This is a genomic window from Humidesulfovibrio sp., from assembly GCF_031082295.1.
In the GTDB taxonomy this organism is placed as follows: domain Bacteria; phylum Desulfobacterota; class Desulfovibrionia; order Desulfovibrionales; family Desulfovibrionaceae; genus Humidesulfovibrio.
The window spans coordinates 25157-40363 of sequence record NZ_JAVHLD010000009.1 but is presented as its reverse complement, the minus strand read 5'-3'; the positions used below and the strand labels follow the sequence as shown (position 1 = coordinate 40363).

At 64.9% G+C, this 15207-nt stretch carries 16 protein-coding genes; 12 read left to right on the top strand and 4 right to left on the bottom strand.

The features are described from left to right. The first annotated feature begins 104 nt into the window (after nt 1-104). The 11 genes from RDU24_RS06930 to RDU24_RS06880 all read left to right on the top strand — a co-directional run bounded on the left by RDU24_RS06930 (nt 105) and on the right by RDU24_RS06880 (nt 7493). Nucleotides 105-833, top strand: a complete 729-nt coding sequence (locus tag RDU24_RS06930) for an amino acid ABC transporter ATP-binding protein (protein WP_308735022.1) — start codon at nt 105-107, stop codon at nt 831-833. Nucleotides 834-866: 33 nt separating this feature from the next. Continuing rightward, complete coding sequence (locus RDU24_RS06925; RefSeq protein ID WP_308735021.1) at nt 867-1724, top strand: ABC transporter substrate-binding protein; 858 nt, start codon at nt 867-869, stop codon at nt 1722-1724. Nucleotides 1725-1808: 84 nt separating this feature from the next. After that, a complete protein-coding gene (locus tag RDU24_RS06920) occupies nt 1809-2510 on the top strand; it encodes an amino acid ABC transporter permease (RefSeq protein ID WP_308735020.1) in 702 nt (233 codons plus the stop codon). 10 nt (nt 2511-2520) lie between these two features. Then, a complete protein-coding gene (locus RDU24_RS06915) occupies nt 2521-3216 on the top strand; it encodes an amino acid ABC transporter permease (protein WP_308735019.1) in 696 nt (231 codons plus the stop codon). After that, nucleotides 3216-3917 (top strand): deoxyribose-phosphate aldolase, encoded by a 702-nt coding sequence (gene deoC, locus RDU24_RS06910; protein ID WP_308735018.1) that lies wholly within the window; start codon nt 3216-3218, stop codon nt 3915-3917. Before RDU24_RS06915 ends, deoC begins: the two co-directional genes overlap by 1 nt. Beyond that, nucleotides 3914-4588, top strand: coding sequence for a precorrin-8X methylmutase (locus RDU24_RS06905; protein WP_308735017.1), 675 nt, complete (start codon nt 3914-3916; stop codon nt 4586-4588). The genes deoC and RDU24_RS06905 overlap by 4 nt, the downstream gene beginning before the upstream one ends. Nucleotides 4589-4603: 15 nt before the next feature. After that, entirely contained in the window at nt 4604-5044 is a 441-nt protein-coding gene (locus RDU24_RS06900) for a VOC family protein (RefSeq protein ID WP_308735016.1), read from the top strand. Nucleotides 5045-5074: 30 nt separating this feature from the next. Then, nucleotides 5075-5869, top strand: coding sequence for a L,D-transpeptidase family protein (locus RDU24_RS06895; RefSeq protein ID WP_308735015.1), 795 nt, complete (start codon nt 5075-5077; stop codon nt 5867-5869). A 358-nt stretch (nt 5870-6227) separates the two neighbouring features. After that, nucleotides 6228-6710 carry an Hsp20/alpha crystallin family protein gene (locus RDU24_RS06890; RefSeq protein WP_308735014.1) on the top strand — a complete coding sequence of 161 codons (483 nt, stop codon included), beginning with the start codon at nt 6228-6230 and terminating at the stop codon, nt 6708-6710. Between the two features lie 215 nt (nt 6711-6925). Further along, entirely contained in the window at nt 6926-7051 is a 126-nt protein-coding gene (locus RDU24_RS06885; protein ID WP_308735013.1) for a hypothetical protein, read from the top strand. A 187-nt stretch (nt 7052-7238) separates the two neighbouring features. After that, nucleotides 7239-7493 (top strand): hypothetical protein, encoded by a 255-nt coding sequence (locus RDU24_RS06880; protein ID WP_308735012.1) that lies wholly within the window; start codon nt 7239-7241, stop codon nt 7491-7493. A 148-nt stretch (nt 7494-7641) separates the two neighbouring features. Here the strand turns inward: RDU24_RS06880 and RDU24_RS06875 are convergent, their stop codons facing one another. The 4 genes from RDU24_RS06875 to RDU24_RS06860 all read right to left on the bottom strand — a co-directional run bounded on the left by RDU24_RS06875 (nt 7642) and on the right by RDU24_RS06860 (nt 11397). Continuing rightward, nucleotides 7642-8235: a periplasmic heavy metal sensor gene (locus tag RDU24_RS06875; protein WP_308735011.1), complete on the bottom strand. Its 594-nt coding sequence runs from the start codon at nt 8233-8235 to the stop codon at nt 7642-7644. Between the two features lie 159 nt (nt 8236-8394). Next, a complete protein-coding gene (locus tag RDU24_RS06870; RefSeq protein ID WP_308735010.1) occupies nt 8395-8727 on the bottom strand; it encodes a hypothetical protein in 333 nt (110 codons plus the stop codon). Between the two features lie 338 nt (nt 8728-9065). Continuing rightward, nucleotides 9066-10250, bottom strand: a complete 1185-nt coding sequence (locus RDU24_RS06865) for a phosphoglycerate dehydrogenase (RefSeq protein ID WP_308735009.1) — start codon at nt 10248-10250, stop codon at nt 9066-9068. Between the two features lie 13 nt (nt 10251-10263). Continuing rightward, nucleotides 10264-11397, bottom strand: coding sequence for a pyridoxal-phosphate-dependent aminotransferase family protein (locus RDU24_RS06860; protein ID WP_308735008.1), 1134 nt, complete (start codon nt 11395-11397; stop codon nt 10264-10266). A gap of 237 nt (nt 11398-11634) precedes the next feature. Between RDU24_RS06860 and RDU24_RS06855 the strand changes: the two genes are divergently transcribed. Then, nucleotides 11635-15207 (top strand): FAD-binding and (Fe-S)-binding domain-containing protein, encoded by a 3573-nt coding sequence (locus tag RDU24_RS06855; RefSeq protein ID WP_308735007.1) that lies wholly within the window; start codon nt 11635-11637, stop codon nt 15205-15207.

Here is a 15207-nt window from a genome sequence, read left to right as displayed (position 1 = left end):
ACGTTTGGTGTGAGGCTACAAGGTGAAAGCAAATCCGGCCGGGTCCACCGGCAACATCTGCGCCCCGGCCAGTTTTGGCTCGCCGGGTCGCCTCTGGAGTAAGCATGGCGTTTATCGAGATCAAGGGGCTGCACAAGTGGTACGGCAGCTTCCACGTATTGCGGGGCATCACCGAGAACGTTGAAAAGGGCGAGGTGCTGGTCATATGCGGCCCCAGCGGCTCGGGCAAGAGCACGCTCATCCGGTGCGTCAATCGCCTGGAGGAATATCAGAAGGGCACCATCCACTTCGACGGGCGCGATGTCCACGATCCGGCCATGGACGTGAACAGCCTGCGCGCGGAGATCGGCATCGTGTTCCAGCAGTTCAACCTGTACCCGCACCTGACGGTGCTCAAGAACATCACCCTGGCGCCCATCAAGGTCCGGGGTGTGCCCAGGGCCGAGGCCGAGGAGACCGGGCTGGCGCTGCTTGAGCGCGTCGGCATTCACGACCAGGCCCACAAGTATCCGGCGGAGCTCTCCGGCGGCCAGCAGCAGCGCGTGGCCATCGCACGGGCCTTGGCCATGAAGCCCAAGGCCATGCTCTTCGACGAGCCCACCAGCGCGCTCGACCCGGAGATGATCAACGAGGTGCTGAACGTCATGAAGGACCTGGCGCGCGACGGCATGACCATGCTCTGCGTGACCCACGAGATGGGCTTCGCCCGTGAGGTTGCCGACCGCGTCATCTTCATGGACGGGGGCGAGGTGCTCGAGCAGGGGCCGCCCGCGGAGTTCTTCACCAACCCGACCCACGAACGAACCAGGATGTTCTTGAAGGAAATCCTGTAGCGCACACAAACCAGACAAACGAAGGAGACGGATGTGAAAAAGCAGACCTTGCTTGTGGCCCTGGCCCTGACCCTGGCCCTGGCCCTGGGCGTTACCGGCTGCGGCGGCAGCAAATCCGGCGAGAAGAAGGCGGACAGCGCCCAGACCAGTCGGCTCGATGAAGTGAAGAAGCGCGGCGTGCTCGTTGCCGGCGTCAAGGACGCCACCCCGCCTTTCGGCTTCGTGGACGACAACAAACAGCTCGTCGGCTTTGAGATCGACCTCCTGAAGTACATCGCCGACAAGATGGGCGTGAAGCTTGAACTCAAGCCCGTGACCTCCTCCACGCGCATTCCCATGCTGACCCAGGGTTCGGTTGACATCGTCGCCGCCACCATGACCCACAAGCAGGAGCGCGAGAGCCAGATCGACTTCACCATCACCCACTTCATGGACGGCCAGTCGCTGCTCGTGAAGAAGGGCAGCTCCATCAAGAGCGTCAAGGACCTTTCCGGAAAGAAGGTCGGCACCGCCAAGGGCTCAACCTCCGAGAAAAACGTCATGAAGGCCAACCCCCAGGCCCAGGTGCTCTCCTTTGAGGACTACCCCCCGGCCTTCCTGGCGCTCAAGCAGGGCAAGGTCGAGGCCGTCACCACCGACTCCTCCATCCTGGTGGGCCTGAAGAACAAGGACGAGAACCCTGACGCCTGGGAGATCGTGGGCGGCACCTTCACCGAGGAGCCCTACGGCATGGGCGTTCCCCAGAACGACTCCAAGTTCCGCAACTTCGTCAACAACACCCTGATCGAGATGTGGCGCAGCGGCGAGTACGCCAAGCTGTATGAGAAGTGGATGGGACCCAACACCAAGTACCACATCCCCCTGACCTGGAAGATGGAGCTTTGGCCGTAACGGCCTGGCGGCCAATTTAGACCTGTGTGATGCACTTGCGGGGCGCGGCTGGCCGCGCCCCGCGTTCATAATTGCGGAGAGTTCGTGGGATATCAATTCAACTGGAGCCTTGTGCTCACGGGCGAGTACCGGGATTGGCTGCTGGACGGCTTCGTCCTGACGCTCAAGATTTCCGGCATCGCGGGCATCTGCGCCCTTGCCCTTGGCACCCTGGTTGCGGTCATGCGCCTGTCCAGGGTGAAGCCGCTGGAGTGGCTGAGCCTCGCCTTTACCGAGTTCTTCCGCAACACGCCGCTGCTGGTGCAGATCTTCTTCTGGTATTTCGGCAGCGAGGCCTTTCTGCCAAAGGCCGTGAACCAGTGGCTCTACAAGCAGGACTTCGAGTTCGCGGCGGGCACCATCGCGCTCACGGTGTATTCCTCGGCCTTCATCGCCGAGGAGTTGCGCTCGGGCATCTTCTCCATCCCCAAGAACCAGCTTGAGGCCTCCCGAGCCACGGGCCTGAACTTCTTCCAGGCCTACCGCTTCGTGATTCTGCCCCAGGCCTTCCGCATCGTCATTCCACCGCTCATCTCGCAGATGCTGAACCTGCTCAAGAACTCGTCCCTGGTCATGACCATCGGGGTCATGGAGCTCACCTACCAGGCGCGCCAGGTGGAGAGCTTCACCTTCCACGGGTTCGAGGCCTTCACCGTGGCGACCATGTTGTATCTGGCCGTGTCGCTGGCCGTGTCCTTCTCCATCACCATGTACAACAAGCATTTCCTGCATCAGCTCAGGTACTAGGCGGAACGTCGTGCGTTGGGATATCGTTTACAACAATCTGGACTACCTGCTCTGGGGCAGCTATCCGAACGGGCCGCTGGGCGGCATCGCCGCGAGCATCATGCTGGCCGTTCTCGGCATCTTCGGGGCCTTCTGGCTCGGGCTTGGCTTCGGGCTCATGCGCCTGTCCAAGCGCCGTCTGCTGCGAGTCGTCTCCATGATCTACGTGGAGGTCGTTCGCGGAACGCCGCTCTTGATGGTCATTTTCTGGTTCTATTTTCTCGGGCCGGTGGTCTTCGACTACAACCTGCCGGAGTTCCACAGCGCGCTCATGGCCTTCATCGTCTTCACCGGGGCCTACGTGGCCGAGATCGTTCGCGCCGGCGTCATCGCCCTGCCGAAAGGGCAGATGGAGGCAGCCCGCTGCTCAGGACTGACGCGCGGCCAGGCCATGCGGTATGTGATCCTGCCCCAGGCCCTGCGCAACATGATCCCGTCCTTTGTAAACCAGTTCGTGAGCCTGACCAAGGACACCTCGCTTGCGTACATCATCGGCGTGAACGAGCTGACCAAGGCCGCCACCCAGATCAACAACCGCGAGGTGGTGGCCCCGGCCGAAATCTTCCTGGCCATCGCCGTGCTCTATTTCCTCATCTGCTGGGTGCTTACGGCCTTCAGCCGCCGCATGGAGCGGCATCTGGCGCGCTATCAGGCCAGGGGCCGCTGATGGATGCTTCACCGGACCAGCCGGTTCCGCCCACGGCGGCGGCCTTGGCCGCCTGCATCGACCACACCCTGCTCAAGGCCGACGCCACGCCCGACGACATCGAGCGGTTGTGCGCCCAGGCCGTGCGCCACGGCTTCAAGTCCGTGTGCGTGAACCCCTGGCACCTGCCCCTGGCCGCGCGCACGCTGCGCGGTTCCCCGGTGCTGGCCATCACCGTGGCCGGATTTCCGCTCGGCGCCGCGCAGACACTCATCAAGGCCCGCGAGGCCGGGCTGGCCGTGGAGCAGGGCGCGGCGGAGGTGGACATGGTGCAGAACATCGGCGCGCTCAAGGCCGGTGACCTGGCCACCGTGCGCCAGGATATCTTTGAGGTCGTGCGGGCTTGCGGGCCTGCCCCGGTGAAGGTCATCCTGGAGACCTGCCTGCTCACCGACGCCGAGAAGGAGCTGGCCTGCCGCCTGGCTGTCGACGCGGGCGCGGCCTTCGTCAAAACGAGCACGGGCTTCGGTCCCGGCGGGGCCACAGAGGCCGACATCCGCCTGATGCGCAGCGTCGTCGGCCCCCAGGTCGGCGTCAAGGCCAGCGGCGGCCTCAAGACCCTTGGCGACGCCCTGCGCATGCTGGCCGCCGGGGCGAACCGTCTCGGGGCTTCGGCTTCGGTGCGGATGATTTCCGAACTGACCACGGGAGGCGGCGCATGACTGGCCCAGAGATCATGGACATCCGCAGGGGCGAGGACATCGAGGCGGAGAGCATGCGCATCATCGAGTCCGAGGTGCCGGAGCCGCGCGCCTTTGCGGGCGACGAGTGGCTGGTGGTGCGGCGCATGATCCACACAACGGCGGACTTCGGCCTGCTGGACCTGGTGCGCTTCCACCCGAAGGCCGTGGAGGCGGGCAAACGCGTCCTGGCTGGCGGCTGCACGCTCATCACCGACACGGAAATGGCCCGGGCGGGCATTCCCGACCGCCGCATGAGCGCGCTTGGCTGCACCGTGCGCTGCCTCATGCGCGACCCCGGGGTCCTGGCGCTGTCGCAGGCCCAGGGCACCACCCGCGCCCGCGCCGCCGTGGACTTCGCCGTGGAGCGGCTGGACGCCCCCAAGGGGCCGGCAATCTGGGTCATCGGCAACGCGCCCACCGCGCTGTTGCGCCTGCTGGAGCATATTGAGGCTGGACGTGCCGAACCCGCGCTTATCGTGGGCATGCCCGTGGGCTTCGTCAACGCCGCGGAGTCCAAGGCCTTGCTCATGGCCCAAGCGAAGATCCCCTACATCGCCCCCTACATTACGATTGAGGGCCGCAAGGGCGGCTCGGCCCTGGCCGCCAGCGCCGTGAACGCCCTGGCCGAGATGGTGCTGTCCGCCAAATAGTCCTGGGAGGTCCGCATGAACCTGCACCTGTCCACCGTGACCCTGGGAGTGGCCGATTTGGCCCGCTCCCGCGCCTTCTACGAGCAGGGCCTGGGCCTGGCTCCGTCCAGCGCGAGCAACGAGCACATCAGCTTCTACCAATGTGGGCTCATGGTGCTGGCGTTGTATCCGCGCCAAGCCCTGGCCGAGGACGCCTGCCTGCCCCCGGAGCGTGTTGGCGATCCCGCCCTGTTCGATGGCGTGACCCTGGCCTGCAATTGCGCCACGCGCCAGGCCGTGGACGAGCTCATGGCCAGGGCCGAGGCCGCTGGCGCGCGCATTGCCAAGCCCGCACAGGAGGCTTTCTGGGGCGGCTATTCCGGATATTTTGAAGACCCTGACGGACACCTCTGGGAGGCCGTCAACGTGCCCTTCTTTGAGCACGGCCCAGAGGGCAACCTCATCCTGCCCAAATAGCCGACCCCGACCGTCGAGATGGAGAGAGCGATGATTGCGCACAATGCCAACGCCTCGTTTCGCGTGATGCTGGTGCTTCTGGTGATCGCAGTGCTTTGCCCCGGCTGCGCGGGGGGACAGCCCCGTCCCTTCGGCGGCGCGGACATGACCGGCCCAGCCCGGCAGCTGCTGCTCGTCACCGCCGACGGCTGGGACTCCGTAACCGGCGAGCTGCGCCGATATGAACGCGCGGAAGCCGGCGGGACTTGGGTTCAGGTGGGCGCTCCCGTTTCTGTGAACCTGGGCCGCAAGGGGCTTGGCTGGGGGCGCGGCCTGCACGGCGTGGCCCTGGGGCCAGGCCCGGTGAAGCGCGAGGGCGATGGCCGCGCGCCCGCGGGACTGTTCGCGGTGGGCACCGGCTTCGCCTATGATCCGGCAGAGGCCGGACCCACGCGCCTGCCCATGCTCCGTGCGGATGCGAACCTCGTCTGCGTGGACGACGTCCAGTCGCGCCACTACAACCTTTTCGTCGAAAAGAGCGCTGTGGCGCAGCCGGACTGGACCAGCGCCGAGGACATGCTCCGCGCCGATGGCCAGTACCGCCTGGGCGCGCTGGTGCGGCACAACCTGGATCCCGTTGCGCCCGGCGGCGGATCCTGCATCTTCATGCACATCTGGAAGGGGCAGGGCATGGGCACGGCCGGTTGCACCAGCATGGACCCCCAGGCCATGCTGGAGGTGCTGCGCTGGCTGGACGCGGGGCGCGCCCCGGTGCTGGCGCAGCTGCCGCGCCAGGAGCTTTTGCGCTACGGTCCGTCCTGGAATCTGCCGGAGCCGCGACCCTAGGCAGGCAGGTTTCCGTTTCCAGCACTGGGCGGGTGCGGGTTGGCGGGAGTGGGATCCGAGCGGTGACGTCCTGATGGGCGTCGCCGTTTTTTTTGCTTGAGCCGGGCTGGAAAGAACGGCCGAAGCCGTCCATGTGCTCGGGCCAAGCTGGCGACGCGTTGCCCGAAAATATTTATTCTTTGCCTGCAGGCTGTTATGCCGCAGTGCTTTTGCGCCCAATAAACACATCTTGCCTAATTTCTGAAAATAATTAATTTCACAATCAGAGATGCCCCCCGCTCGTGTCGGGACTATTGGTCTTGCTGGAATGTCCTTTTATTCCGGTCAATTCTGGTAACCTGAAGCAGGAGGTGTTGTTATGTTGAAAGAGTGGTTGCCCAGCCTGCGTCGGCGCTCGGAAGAGGCCCTGCGCCCCGTGAGCATCGCCGACATGATGGAAGACTTCTGGCGCAAGCCCTTTGGCCTCTCTCCGTTCATGGAGGACTTCCAGAAAAACTTCTTCGGCGGCAAGGCCGCGTACCCTGTGGTCAACGTCTCGGAAACCGAGAAGGAGATCAGGGTGGACGCCGAACTGCCCGGCATGGAGGCCAAGGACGTGGACGTGTGCCTGGAAAACGGCACGCTGCTCATCAAGGGCGAGAAGAAATTCGAGGGCGAGGAGAAGAAGGACAACTACCACCGCATCGAACGAAGTTATGGCAGCTTCTCCCGGGCGGTGCCCCTGCCGTCCAAGGTGAACCCCAAGGGCATCAAGGCCAAGTTCGAGAAGGGCGTGCTGCACGTCACCCTGCCCAAGGCCGAGCCCTCCCCGCCCGCGCAGAAGATCAAGATCGAAGGATAGTTGGGCGCCATTGTTCGCGCTGTGGTCAGTGAAACCGGAACAGGGGGGGAACGATCATGAACAGAGCCCAAATGAGCACATCACCTCCGGCCAGGAGGCCCTCATCTGCCGCGAAGCCGAAAGCCTCGGCAGGGACGCAGCCAAAGAGGGCGCCTGCGGCCAAACCGTCGTCCGGCCGGAAGGGGCGTGAAGCGCTGCTGGCACGTGTCGAAACCGTGCGTCTGGCTCAGCGCCAGGAAGGCCACTTCGACTGCTTCGCCACGGCCAGGGACGGCTACTGCGACCAGGGCGGTTGCGCCTACCGCTCCGACTGCCTGAGCATTGCGCCGCAGCTGTCCTGACCTGCGACAAGGTCGATGCCTGGAACGGCCAGGGCTTCCATCTTAGCAGGACAGCCGGAGGTTACGCTCCCCCCACTCTGAAGAACGCTGTCCGCAGGCCGGTGCCGGGTGCAGCCCGTTGGAAAGCGGGCACGGGAAACCAGGGGGCGGTGGCCCAAGCCGCCCCGCAAACTCTCGGGAGCGCGTCATGAGACAATTCGGCAGAAAAGTGTTCACGGGCCGGATGCAGCTCTTTGATGGCTGGGAGATCCGTCCGTTTGCCATAAAGCTGGCCGGGGGGCTGTTCTCGCCCGGCCTTTCCGCTCGGCGTCATCGCGCAGGGGCAGACACGGGCACGGTCATCGCCCTGGACTCCACCTGCGTTGACAAGGAAGAGGCCTTTGAGTTGGCGCTCAAGCAGGGACGCAGCCTTGTCTGCGGCGGGCATCTCCAGGCGGCCTGACGGCCTAAGGCCCGTCACACAAGAAATGAAAGCCCCCGTCCAGGTCGTTCCTGGGGGGGCTTTGTCGTTTCGTCTCGTCTGAACGAGAAGGCGGCCCCCCCCCTTTCGGTGGAGCCGCCTGCATTATGCTGAACTTTACTGGGCTGGGCTAGTTTGCGTGGGTGTCGTGCGCCGCGGCCTTGGCCGGAGCCTTGCCAGCGGGAGCGGCCGGGGCAGCGCCGTGCTGCATGCCGCCCATCATCTTCTCCATCATGGGGCACTTCATTTCGCCGCCCATCATTCCGCCGCCCATCATTCCGCCGCCCATCATGCCGTGGCCCTTGGGAGCCGTGCGCAGGCCGGTTTCCTTGACAAGGCGGGTGCGGAACGCGCCGTTCTCGATGAGCACCTTGGCGTTCAGGTCGCCGATCTCGCGGATGACGGACTTGGCCTTTTCGGACTCGCCGTTGCCCGCGGCGTTCAGGGCCTCCAGTTCGACGTTCTTGGCGTACAGGCTCTGCTGCAGCGGGAACAGGGCGTCGCGGTGAGCGTTCATGATGGTTCGGGCCAGCTCCTGTTTTTCCGGGGAAAGCCCGGCCAGGCCCATCTGGCCGCCCATGGCGCCGTGCTGCTGATGGGTGGCGTGAGCAGGCTCAGCAGGGACAGCCTTGGCCTTTTTGGGGGCCTGTGCAGCCAGGGCCAGCGAGGAACTCAAAAGCAGGGCGGTGCAGGTTGCGGCGAGGATTGTGGGGAAACGCTTCATGTGTTTGGCTCTCTTGGATTGAGGGTTTTCGCCAGATAAGCCTGGCACGTTCGACTCTTTGCCGCTTGCGGTTGTTGCTGACAATGATCGAGCTTTGAACACAATACAAGCTTCGGCGACCTTTGGAAAGGCATCGCCGAGGCTTGTGGGTTAATATTTTTAGAAAGAGCGGTCCGGGTTGTTCATGTGGCCGTAGCCGTTGCCGCCCATGTGGCCACTGGCGCGCATGTGGCCGATGCCGTTCTGGTGCATGGCGTCGAAGTCGGCCTTGGTCATGTGGCCGTAGCCGTTGCCGCCCATGTGGCCATTGCCGCCCATGTGGCCGAAGCCGATTTGGCCCATGTAGCCGGAGGCGGTGTCCCTCATGTGCTGCCAGGTCGAAGTCGGGCTGGCGTCGGTTCGAGGAGTCGCGACCTCGGCTGCGAGGGCGAGGGAGGCGGTCAGGGCAAGAGTGGCCACGGCTGCGGCGAGGATTCGGGTAGTGCGCTTCATGAGATTTCTCCTTGGTCTGGCCGTCCTGCCAGGAAAGCGGATGGCGACGTTGGTTACTCTCTACTTTGCAGACGCCGTGCCATACGTTTTATTCTGTTAATTCAGTTGGTTCATATTCTCTGCATGTGGGCGTGTGCAATTTATCGCACATATCCGACCAAAATGAGCGGATATGATTGCGCACTTGTGCAGAAGTTGACACAAGAGCAGGTGATTCTCCGGCATATCAGGGCGCTGCATGATAACTTGTGGTCGGAGTCCACAGGAATGATCGTGGGCGCAAAAAAGCCCCCGCCTGGCTAACCGGGCAGGGGCCTTGGCGATTCGTCCCGACTGGACTAGAAGGTGACGCGCTTCACGCCGGGGATGGCCATGAGCTTCTCGCGCACGGCCTCCGTGGGCTCCTGGTGCACCACGTACACGGTCTGCACGGAGTCGGACAGGAAGCGGGAGTTGTTCTCGCGGATGTTGATGCCGAGGTCGCCCAGGGCGGTGCCGAACTTGCCGAACATGCCCGGCTTGTCCTCGTGGGTGATGAACAGCGAGTAGATGCGCTTGCCTTCTTCCTCGACCGTCTCGCCCACGTTCACCGAGTTGCCGAAGTCGCCGCGGCGCAGGTACTTGGTGACCACCTCGGCGATCTCCAGGCCCGTCTTGCGCACGGCGTTCTTGGTGCTGGCGCCCAGGTGCGCGCTCATGACGATGTTGTCGAGCTCGTGCAGGGAGCAGGCGAAGGCCTCGCCCTCAAGCTTGGGCTCCTTCTCGTAGCAGTCCAGCGCGGCACCGGCGATGATGCCGTTCTTCAGCGCGTTGTACAGGGCGGCTTCGGTCACGTTGCCGCCGCGGGAGGCGTTGATGAGGTAGGCGGTGGGCTTCATCAGGGCGAACTCGCGCTCGGTGATGATGGCGGTCTTGCCGCCAGTGTGCAGGCTGATGAAGTCGGAGACCTTCAGCACGTCGTCGATGCTGTCCAGGTACTCCACGTTGGAGTCCTGCATGCGGTACAGGTCATAGCCGACGACCTTCATGCCGATGCCCAGCGCCTTGCCCGCCAGGGACTGGCCGATGCGGCCGCAGCCGATGACGCCGAGGGTCTTGCCGTGCAGCTCGTTTCCGGCGAAGCGCTTCTTGTGCCACACGCCGCTCTTCAGGCAGTGGTGGGCCATGGGCACCCGCCGCGCAATGGCGAACATCAGGCCCAGGGCGTGCTCGGCGGTGGCGTTGGTGTTGCCGTTGGGCGCGAACTTGACGATGACGCCGCATTCCTTCGCGGCCTCGAGGTCGATGTTGTCCGTGCCCACGCCGCCGCGGCCCACGATCTTGAGCTTGCCGCCGTTCTTGGTGCCCGCCTCGATGACTGCGCGGGTGACCTTGGTGGCGCTGCGCACGAGCAGGGCGTCGAAGTCGCCGATCTCGCCGAGGAGGTCCTCGGTGCTGCGCTTTTCCGTCTCGACGGTGAAGCCTTCCTTCTTGAGCAGGGCGACGGCTTCTTCGTTCAGTCCGTCATTGGCAAGAATACGCATGTGTCATCTCCCCCTATTTGACCAGTTCAGGCTTGAGCGCCTCGAGGTATTTGGCGAGCATCTCCGGAGTGATGTCGCCCATGTGGCCGAGGCGGATGAGCACGCGCTGGCCCTTTTCCTCAAGCTCGGTGTTCAGCTTGCCGTAGCCGGGGTCGAAGAGGTAGCCCTTGGCGCGCATGGCCTCTTTGACCTTCTTCAGTTCCGCCACGGTGACGCCAGCGGGCACGCGCACGGCGGTCAGGGTGGCCGAGCGGTGGCCTTCCGGAGCCAGCAGCTCGAAGCCGGGCAGGCTGGCCACGAAGTCCGCCACCATGCCGCGCATCTTCTCGTGGCGGGCGAAGCGGTTGGCGATGCCTTCGGTGTTCACGATGTAGTCCAGCTGCACGCACATCTGGTTGGCCAGGGTGCAGTTGGGGGTGGTCAGGGTCTGGTTCTTGGAAGCGCGGCCAAGCTGGGCCACGATGTCTGTGGCGAAGCCCTTGTTCTTCACGGTCTTGGCCTTTTCGATGGCCTCGGGCGTGGCGAAGAGCAGGCCGAAGCCGGCGGGCAGGGCCAGGGACTTCTGGGTGCTGGTGGCGTAGGTGGCCGCGCCGGAACCCGTCAGGTCGATGGCCGCGCCGCCGAAGATGCTCACGCCGTCGACCAGGGGCAGGGCACCGAACTTGCGCACGAGAGCGCACACGGCCTTCATGTCGTTGGTGACGCCGGTGGAGGTCTCGTTGTGGGTGAAGGTGACGCAGGCCGGCTTGTGCTCGGCGAGCGCGGCCTCAAGCTTGCCCAGGTCGATGGCCTCGCCCGCGGCGAACTTGAGCTGCACGGCCTTTTTGCCGTTGACCACGGCCATCTTGTGGTACAGGTCGCCGAAGGCGCCCACGGACACGTTCAGCACGGTCTCGTCGTCGGCCACCAGGGAGCGCACCGTGGCCTCCATGGCGCTGGAGCCGGAGCCGTTGAAGATGATGACGTTGTAGTCGTCGCCGCAGCCCGCAAGCTTCTTCAGGTTTTCCATGACGGGCTTGAAGCGCTTGTTGTTCTCGGAGTCGCGGTGGCCGAATTCGGGCAGCAGGCCCGCCTGGCGGACCTCCGGGCGAATAAACGTCGGGCCGGTGATGAACAGTTGCAGTTCGGCAAAATCCTGGGTGCTCATGGGCGAATCACCTCGTGGTAGAAGAATGTTCAGCGTGCGCCGGGCGGCGCGCGAAACCAGTCCCATACTCGGACTGCCCCTGCCTGTAAAGCGGCGCGGGAAACCTGTGTCAGCCACACTTGCCAAGCGTCTGGCCCGGACCTATAGTCCCAGTTCGCGCACGCACCATGAGCAAGCCGTCCCCGCAACGCCTGAAACCAACACGCAGAAAACCCATCCGCCTGGAGCTGACGCCACATGCCGCTGATCGGTCCGCATATTTCCATTTCCGATGAACGCATCCTGACACGGGTGCTGGGCCTGGAGGCCTCGCCCGAGGAGGGCGGTTTCGCCCAATGGCCCGACGGCGTGCGCGAGCTGGCCGTGAGCCTGGCCGCCGAGCTGTTCCTGGTGCGCTACAATCCTTTTGTGGATGCGGAGCTGGTGCGCCAGAGCGTGGACCGCAAGCTGTCCATCGCTCGTCCCAGCCTGTCCGGCGAGTTCCCCCGCGTGCTGGCGGGGGCCGTTGCGAGCTTCTGGGAGCGCTACGACGCCGATCAGGCTTTTGCCCAGGTGCTCAAGGCGCGGCTTCAGGAATTCCTGTCCGACGAGCTCATCGGCGCGCATGCCAACACGCGCATCGAGTGCGCCACCGACGCCACCGACCTGCGCCTGGAGCTGCCGCTGTTCGTGCTGTTCCCCGAGACCACGGAGCAGGTGCAGAAGATCGTCAAGCTGGCCAACGAGCTTTCCTTCGGCATCATCCCGCGCGGCGGCGGCACGGGCTTGACCGGCGGGGCCATCCCCATGTTCTCGCGCTCCGTGGTCCTGTCGCTGGCGCGCTTCAAGAAGATCATCGACATCGACCCCGACCGCATGCTGCTCACCGCGCAGGCGGGCGTCATCACGCTGGACGCCATCAAGGCCGCGGCCGAGCAGGACCTGCTGTTCACCGTGGACCCGGCCTCCAAGGCGGCCTCGACCCTCGGCGGCAACATTTCCGAGAACTCCGGCGGGCCGTTCGCCTTCGAGTACGGCACCACCATCGACAACATCGCCTCCTTCACCATGGTCACCCCCCGTGGCGAGGTCATCACCGTGCGCCGCAACAACCACCCCGGCCACAAGATTTTCGAGGGCGAGACCGCGGCCTTCGAGATTCTGGACGAGCGTGGAGAGGTGAAGGACGCCGTGATCCTCGCGGGGACCGACGTGCGCGGCACGGGCCTGGGCAAGGACGTGTCGAACAAGTACCTGGGCGGGCTGCCCGGCGTGCAGAAGGAGGGCGTGGACGGCATCATCACCGAATGCACCTTCACCCTGCACCACAAGCCCAAATACTCGCGCGTGCTGGTGCTGGAGTTCTTCGGACGCAGCATGAAGAACGCCATGTTCGTCATCGGCGACGTGGTGGGCCTGCGCGACACCATCCGCGCCCAGGGCGACCTGGTGAAGATCTCGGCCCTGGAGGAGTTCGGCACCAAGTACGTGCAGGCCATCGAGTACAAGAAGAAGTCGGAGCAGTACGAGGGCGACCCCATTAGCGTGCTCATCCTGCAGCTTGACTCCGACGTTGAGGACGCGCTGAACGACGCCGTTGACGCGGTGCTGGCCATCGCGAGGCCGTATCCGGGCGTGGACATCTTCGCCGCGCGCGACGAACGCGAGGCCGAGCTGTTCTGGGAGGACCGGCACAAGCTCTCGGCCATCGCCCGGCGCACCTCGGGCTTCAAGGTCAACGAGGACGTGGTCATCCCCATGCGGGCCATCCCCGGCTTTGCGGAGTTTTTGGAGAACCTGAACCTCATCTACATGGCCAAGGTGGCGCGCAAGGCCCTTTTGGCTGTCCGTGAGTTGCCTGGAGTCCACGTCGACGACCCGGACATCGAGTTCGGGCTCGACCGCTGCCTGTACATCCTGCAGAAGCGCACCACGGCCGGCGAGCTCTCCGACGAGGAGCTGGCAAGCGGCGTGCGCCTGCTGTTCCACGAACTGAAGGACCGCTACCCGCGCCTGGAGCGCGACATCGAGGCCCTGTACCAGGACGCCCAGGCCCGGCGCATCATTATCGCCAACCACATGCACGCGGGCGACGGCAACTGCCACGTCAACGTGCCGGTGAACTCCAACGACCCGGAGATGCTGGCCCAGGCCTATGAGGCCGTGGACGAGGTCTTTGCCGAGGTGCTGCGCCTGGGCGGCGAGATCTCCGGCGAGCACGGCATCGGCATCACCAAGATCGCCTTCCTGGGCCAGAAGAAGATCGACGCCCTGGCCGCCTACAAGCGCATCGTGGACCCGGCGGACGTGCTGAACCCCGGCAAGCTGACCCGCCGCGCGCTGCCCGTGGAGCCCTACACCTTCTCCTTTAACCGGCTCATCGGCGACTTGCAGAAGACCGCGCTGAAGGACAAGGAGACCCTCATCGACCTGCTGAAGCATGTGCAGACCTGCACGCGCTGCGGCAAGTGCAAGCAGGTGTGCCCCATGTACTCGCCCGCGCGCGGCCTGCTGTTCCACCCGCGCAACAAGAACCTGAGCCTGGGCGCGCTCACCGAGGCCATCTACTATTCCCAGGTGCAGGGCGGCGAGCCCGCCCCGGCCCTGCTCGACGAGCTGCGGCGCATCATGGACCACTGCACCGCCTGCGGCAAATGCCAGGGCGTGTGCCCGGTGAAGATCGACTCCGCCGGGGCCGCGCTGCAGATACGCTCCTTCCTCGAGTACAAGGGCAAGGGCGGGCATCCCATCAAGACGGCGCTTTTGTCGCACCTTGCCGAGGACCCCTCGAACCGCCTGCCCAAGGTGGCGAAGTTCCTGTCGCTCGGCCAGGCCGCTGCCAACAGCGTGCTGGGCCTGGTGCCGGGGCATTTCCGCAAGCGGCTGGAAAGCCCGGCCCTGCAAGGCCCCGGCCCGCTCATCGACCTGCGCAACCTGTCGCAGGAGCTGGGACTTGAGGACCACTCGCTGTTCCGGTCCTCCGCCGCGGCCTATGACGACACCGTGTTGTACTTCCCCGGCTGCGGCGCGGGGCTGTTCAGCCACGACATCGGCCTGGCCGGGGTGTACCTGCTGCTCAAGGCCGGGGTGAACGTGGTGCTGCCCGACCGCCACCTGTGCTGCGGCTACCCGCTGCTGGCGAGCGGCTGCACAGAGGCCTACGGCACCAACCGCCACCGCACCATCCAGGCCATCCTGGACACCCTCATCCAGACCGGCCGCGCGGGCATGAAGGCCACCACCCTGGTGACCAGCTGCGGCACCTGCCGCGAGGCCATCGAGACCTACGACTTCTCCCAGGAGCTCTCCGAGCCGCTGCGCCACCAGGACATCGTGCAGTTCCTGCTGGGCCGCCTGGATGTCCCGAAGGGTGACGACGAAGTGCTCTACCACGCGGCCTGCCACGCGGAGTGGGTGGACGTGCCCAAGGTCAAGGCCCCGGAGATCTACCGCAAGGCGCTTTCTGACGCGCTGGGCGGCAAGGTCCGGCTCTCGCCCGGCTGCTGCGGCGAGTCCGGCCTGGGCGCGCTGACCAGCCCGGCCATCTACAACCGCATCCGCGACCGCAAGAAGGAGCAGCTGGCGCTGGACCTGGCCCGGCCCGACTCCAGAAAGGCCTACCGCGACACGCCCGTGCTGGTGGGCTGCCCCTCGTGCAAGATCGGCGTGAAGCGCTGCCTGATGCAGATGCACAGGCCAAACGATGTGCTGCACACCACGGAGCACCTGGCCGGGAAGCTCGGCGGGCCGAAGTGGCAGAAGGACTTGAAGCGCATGATCGAGCGCGGCGAGAAGAAGGGCAAGCTGGTCATCGTGGACGGGGGCAAATAG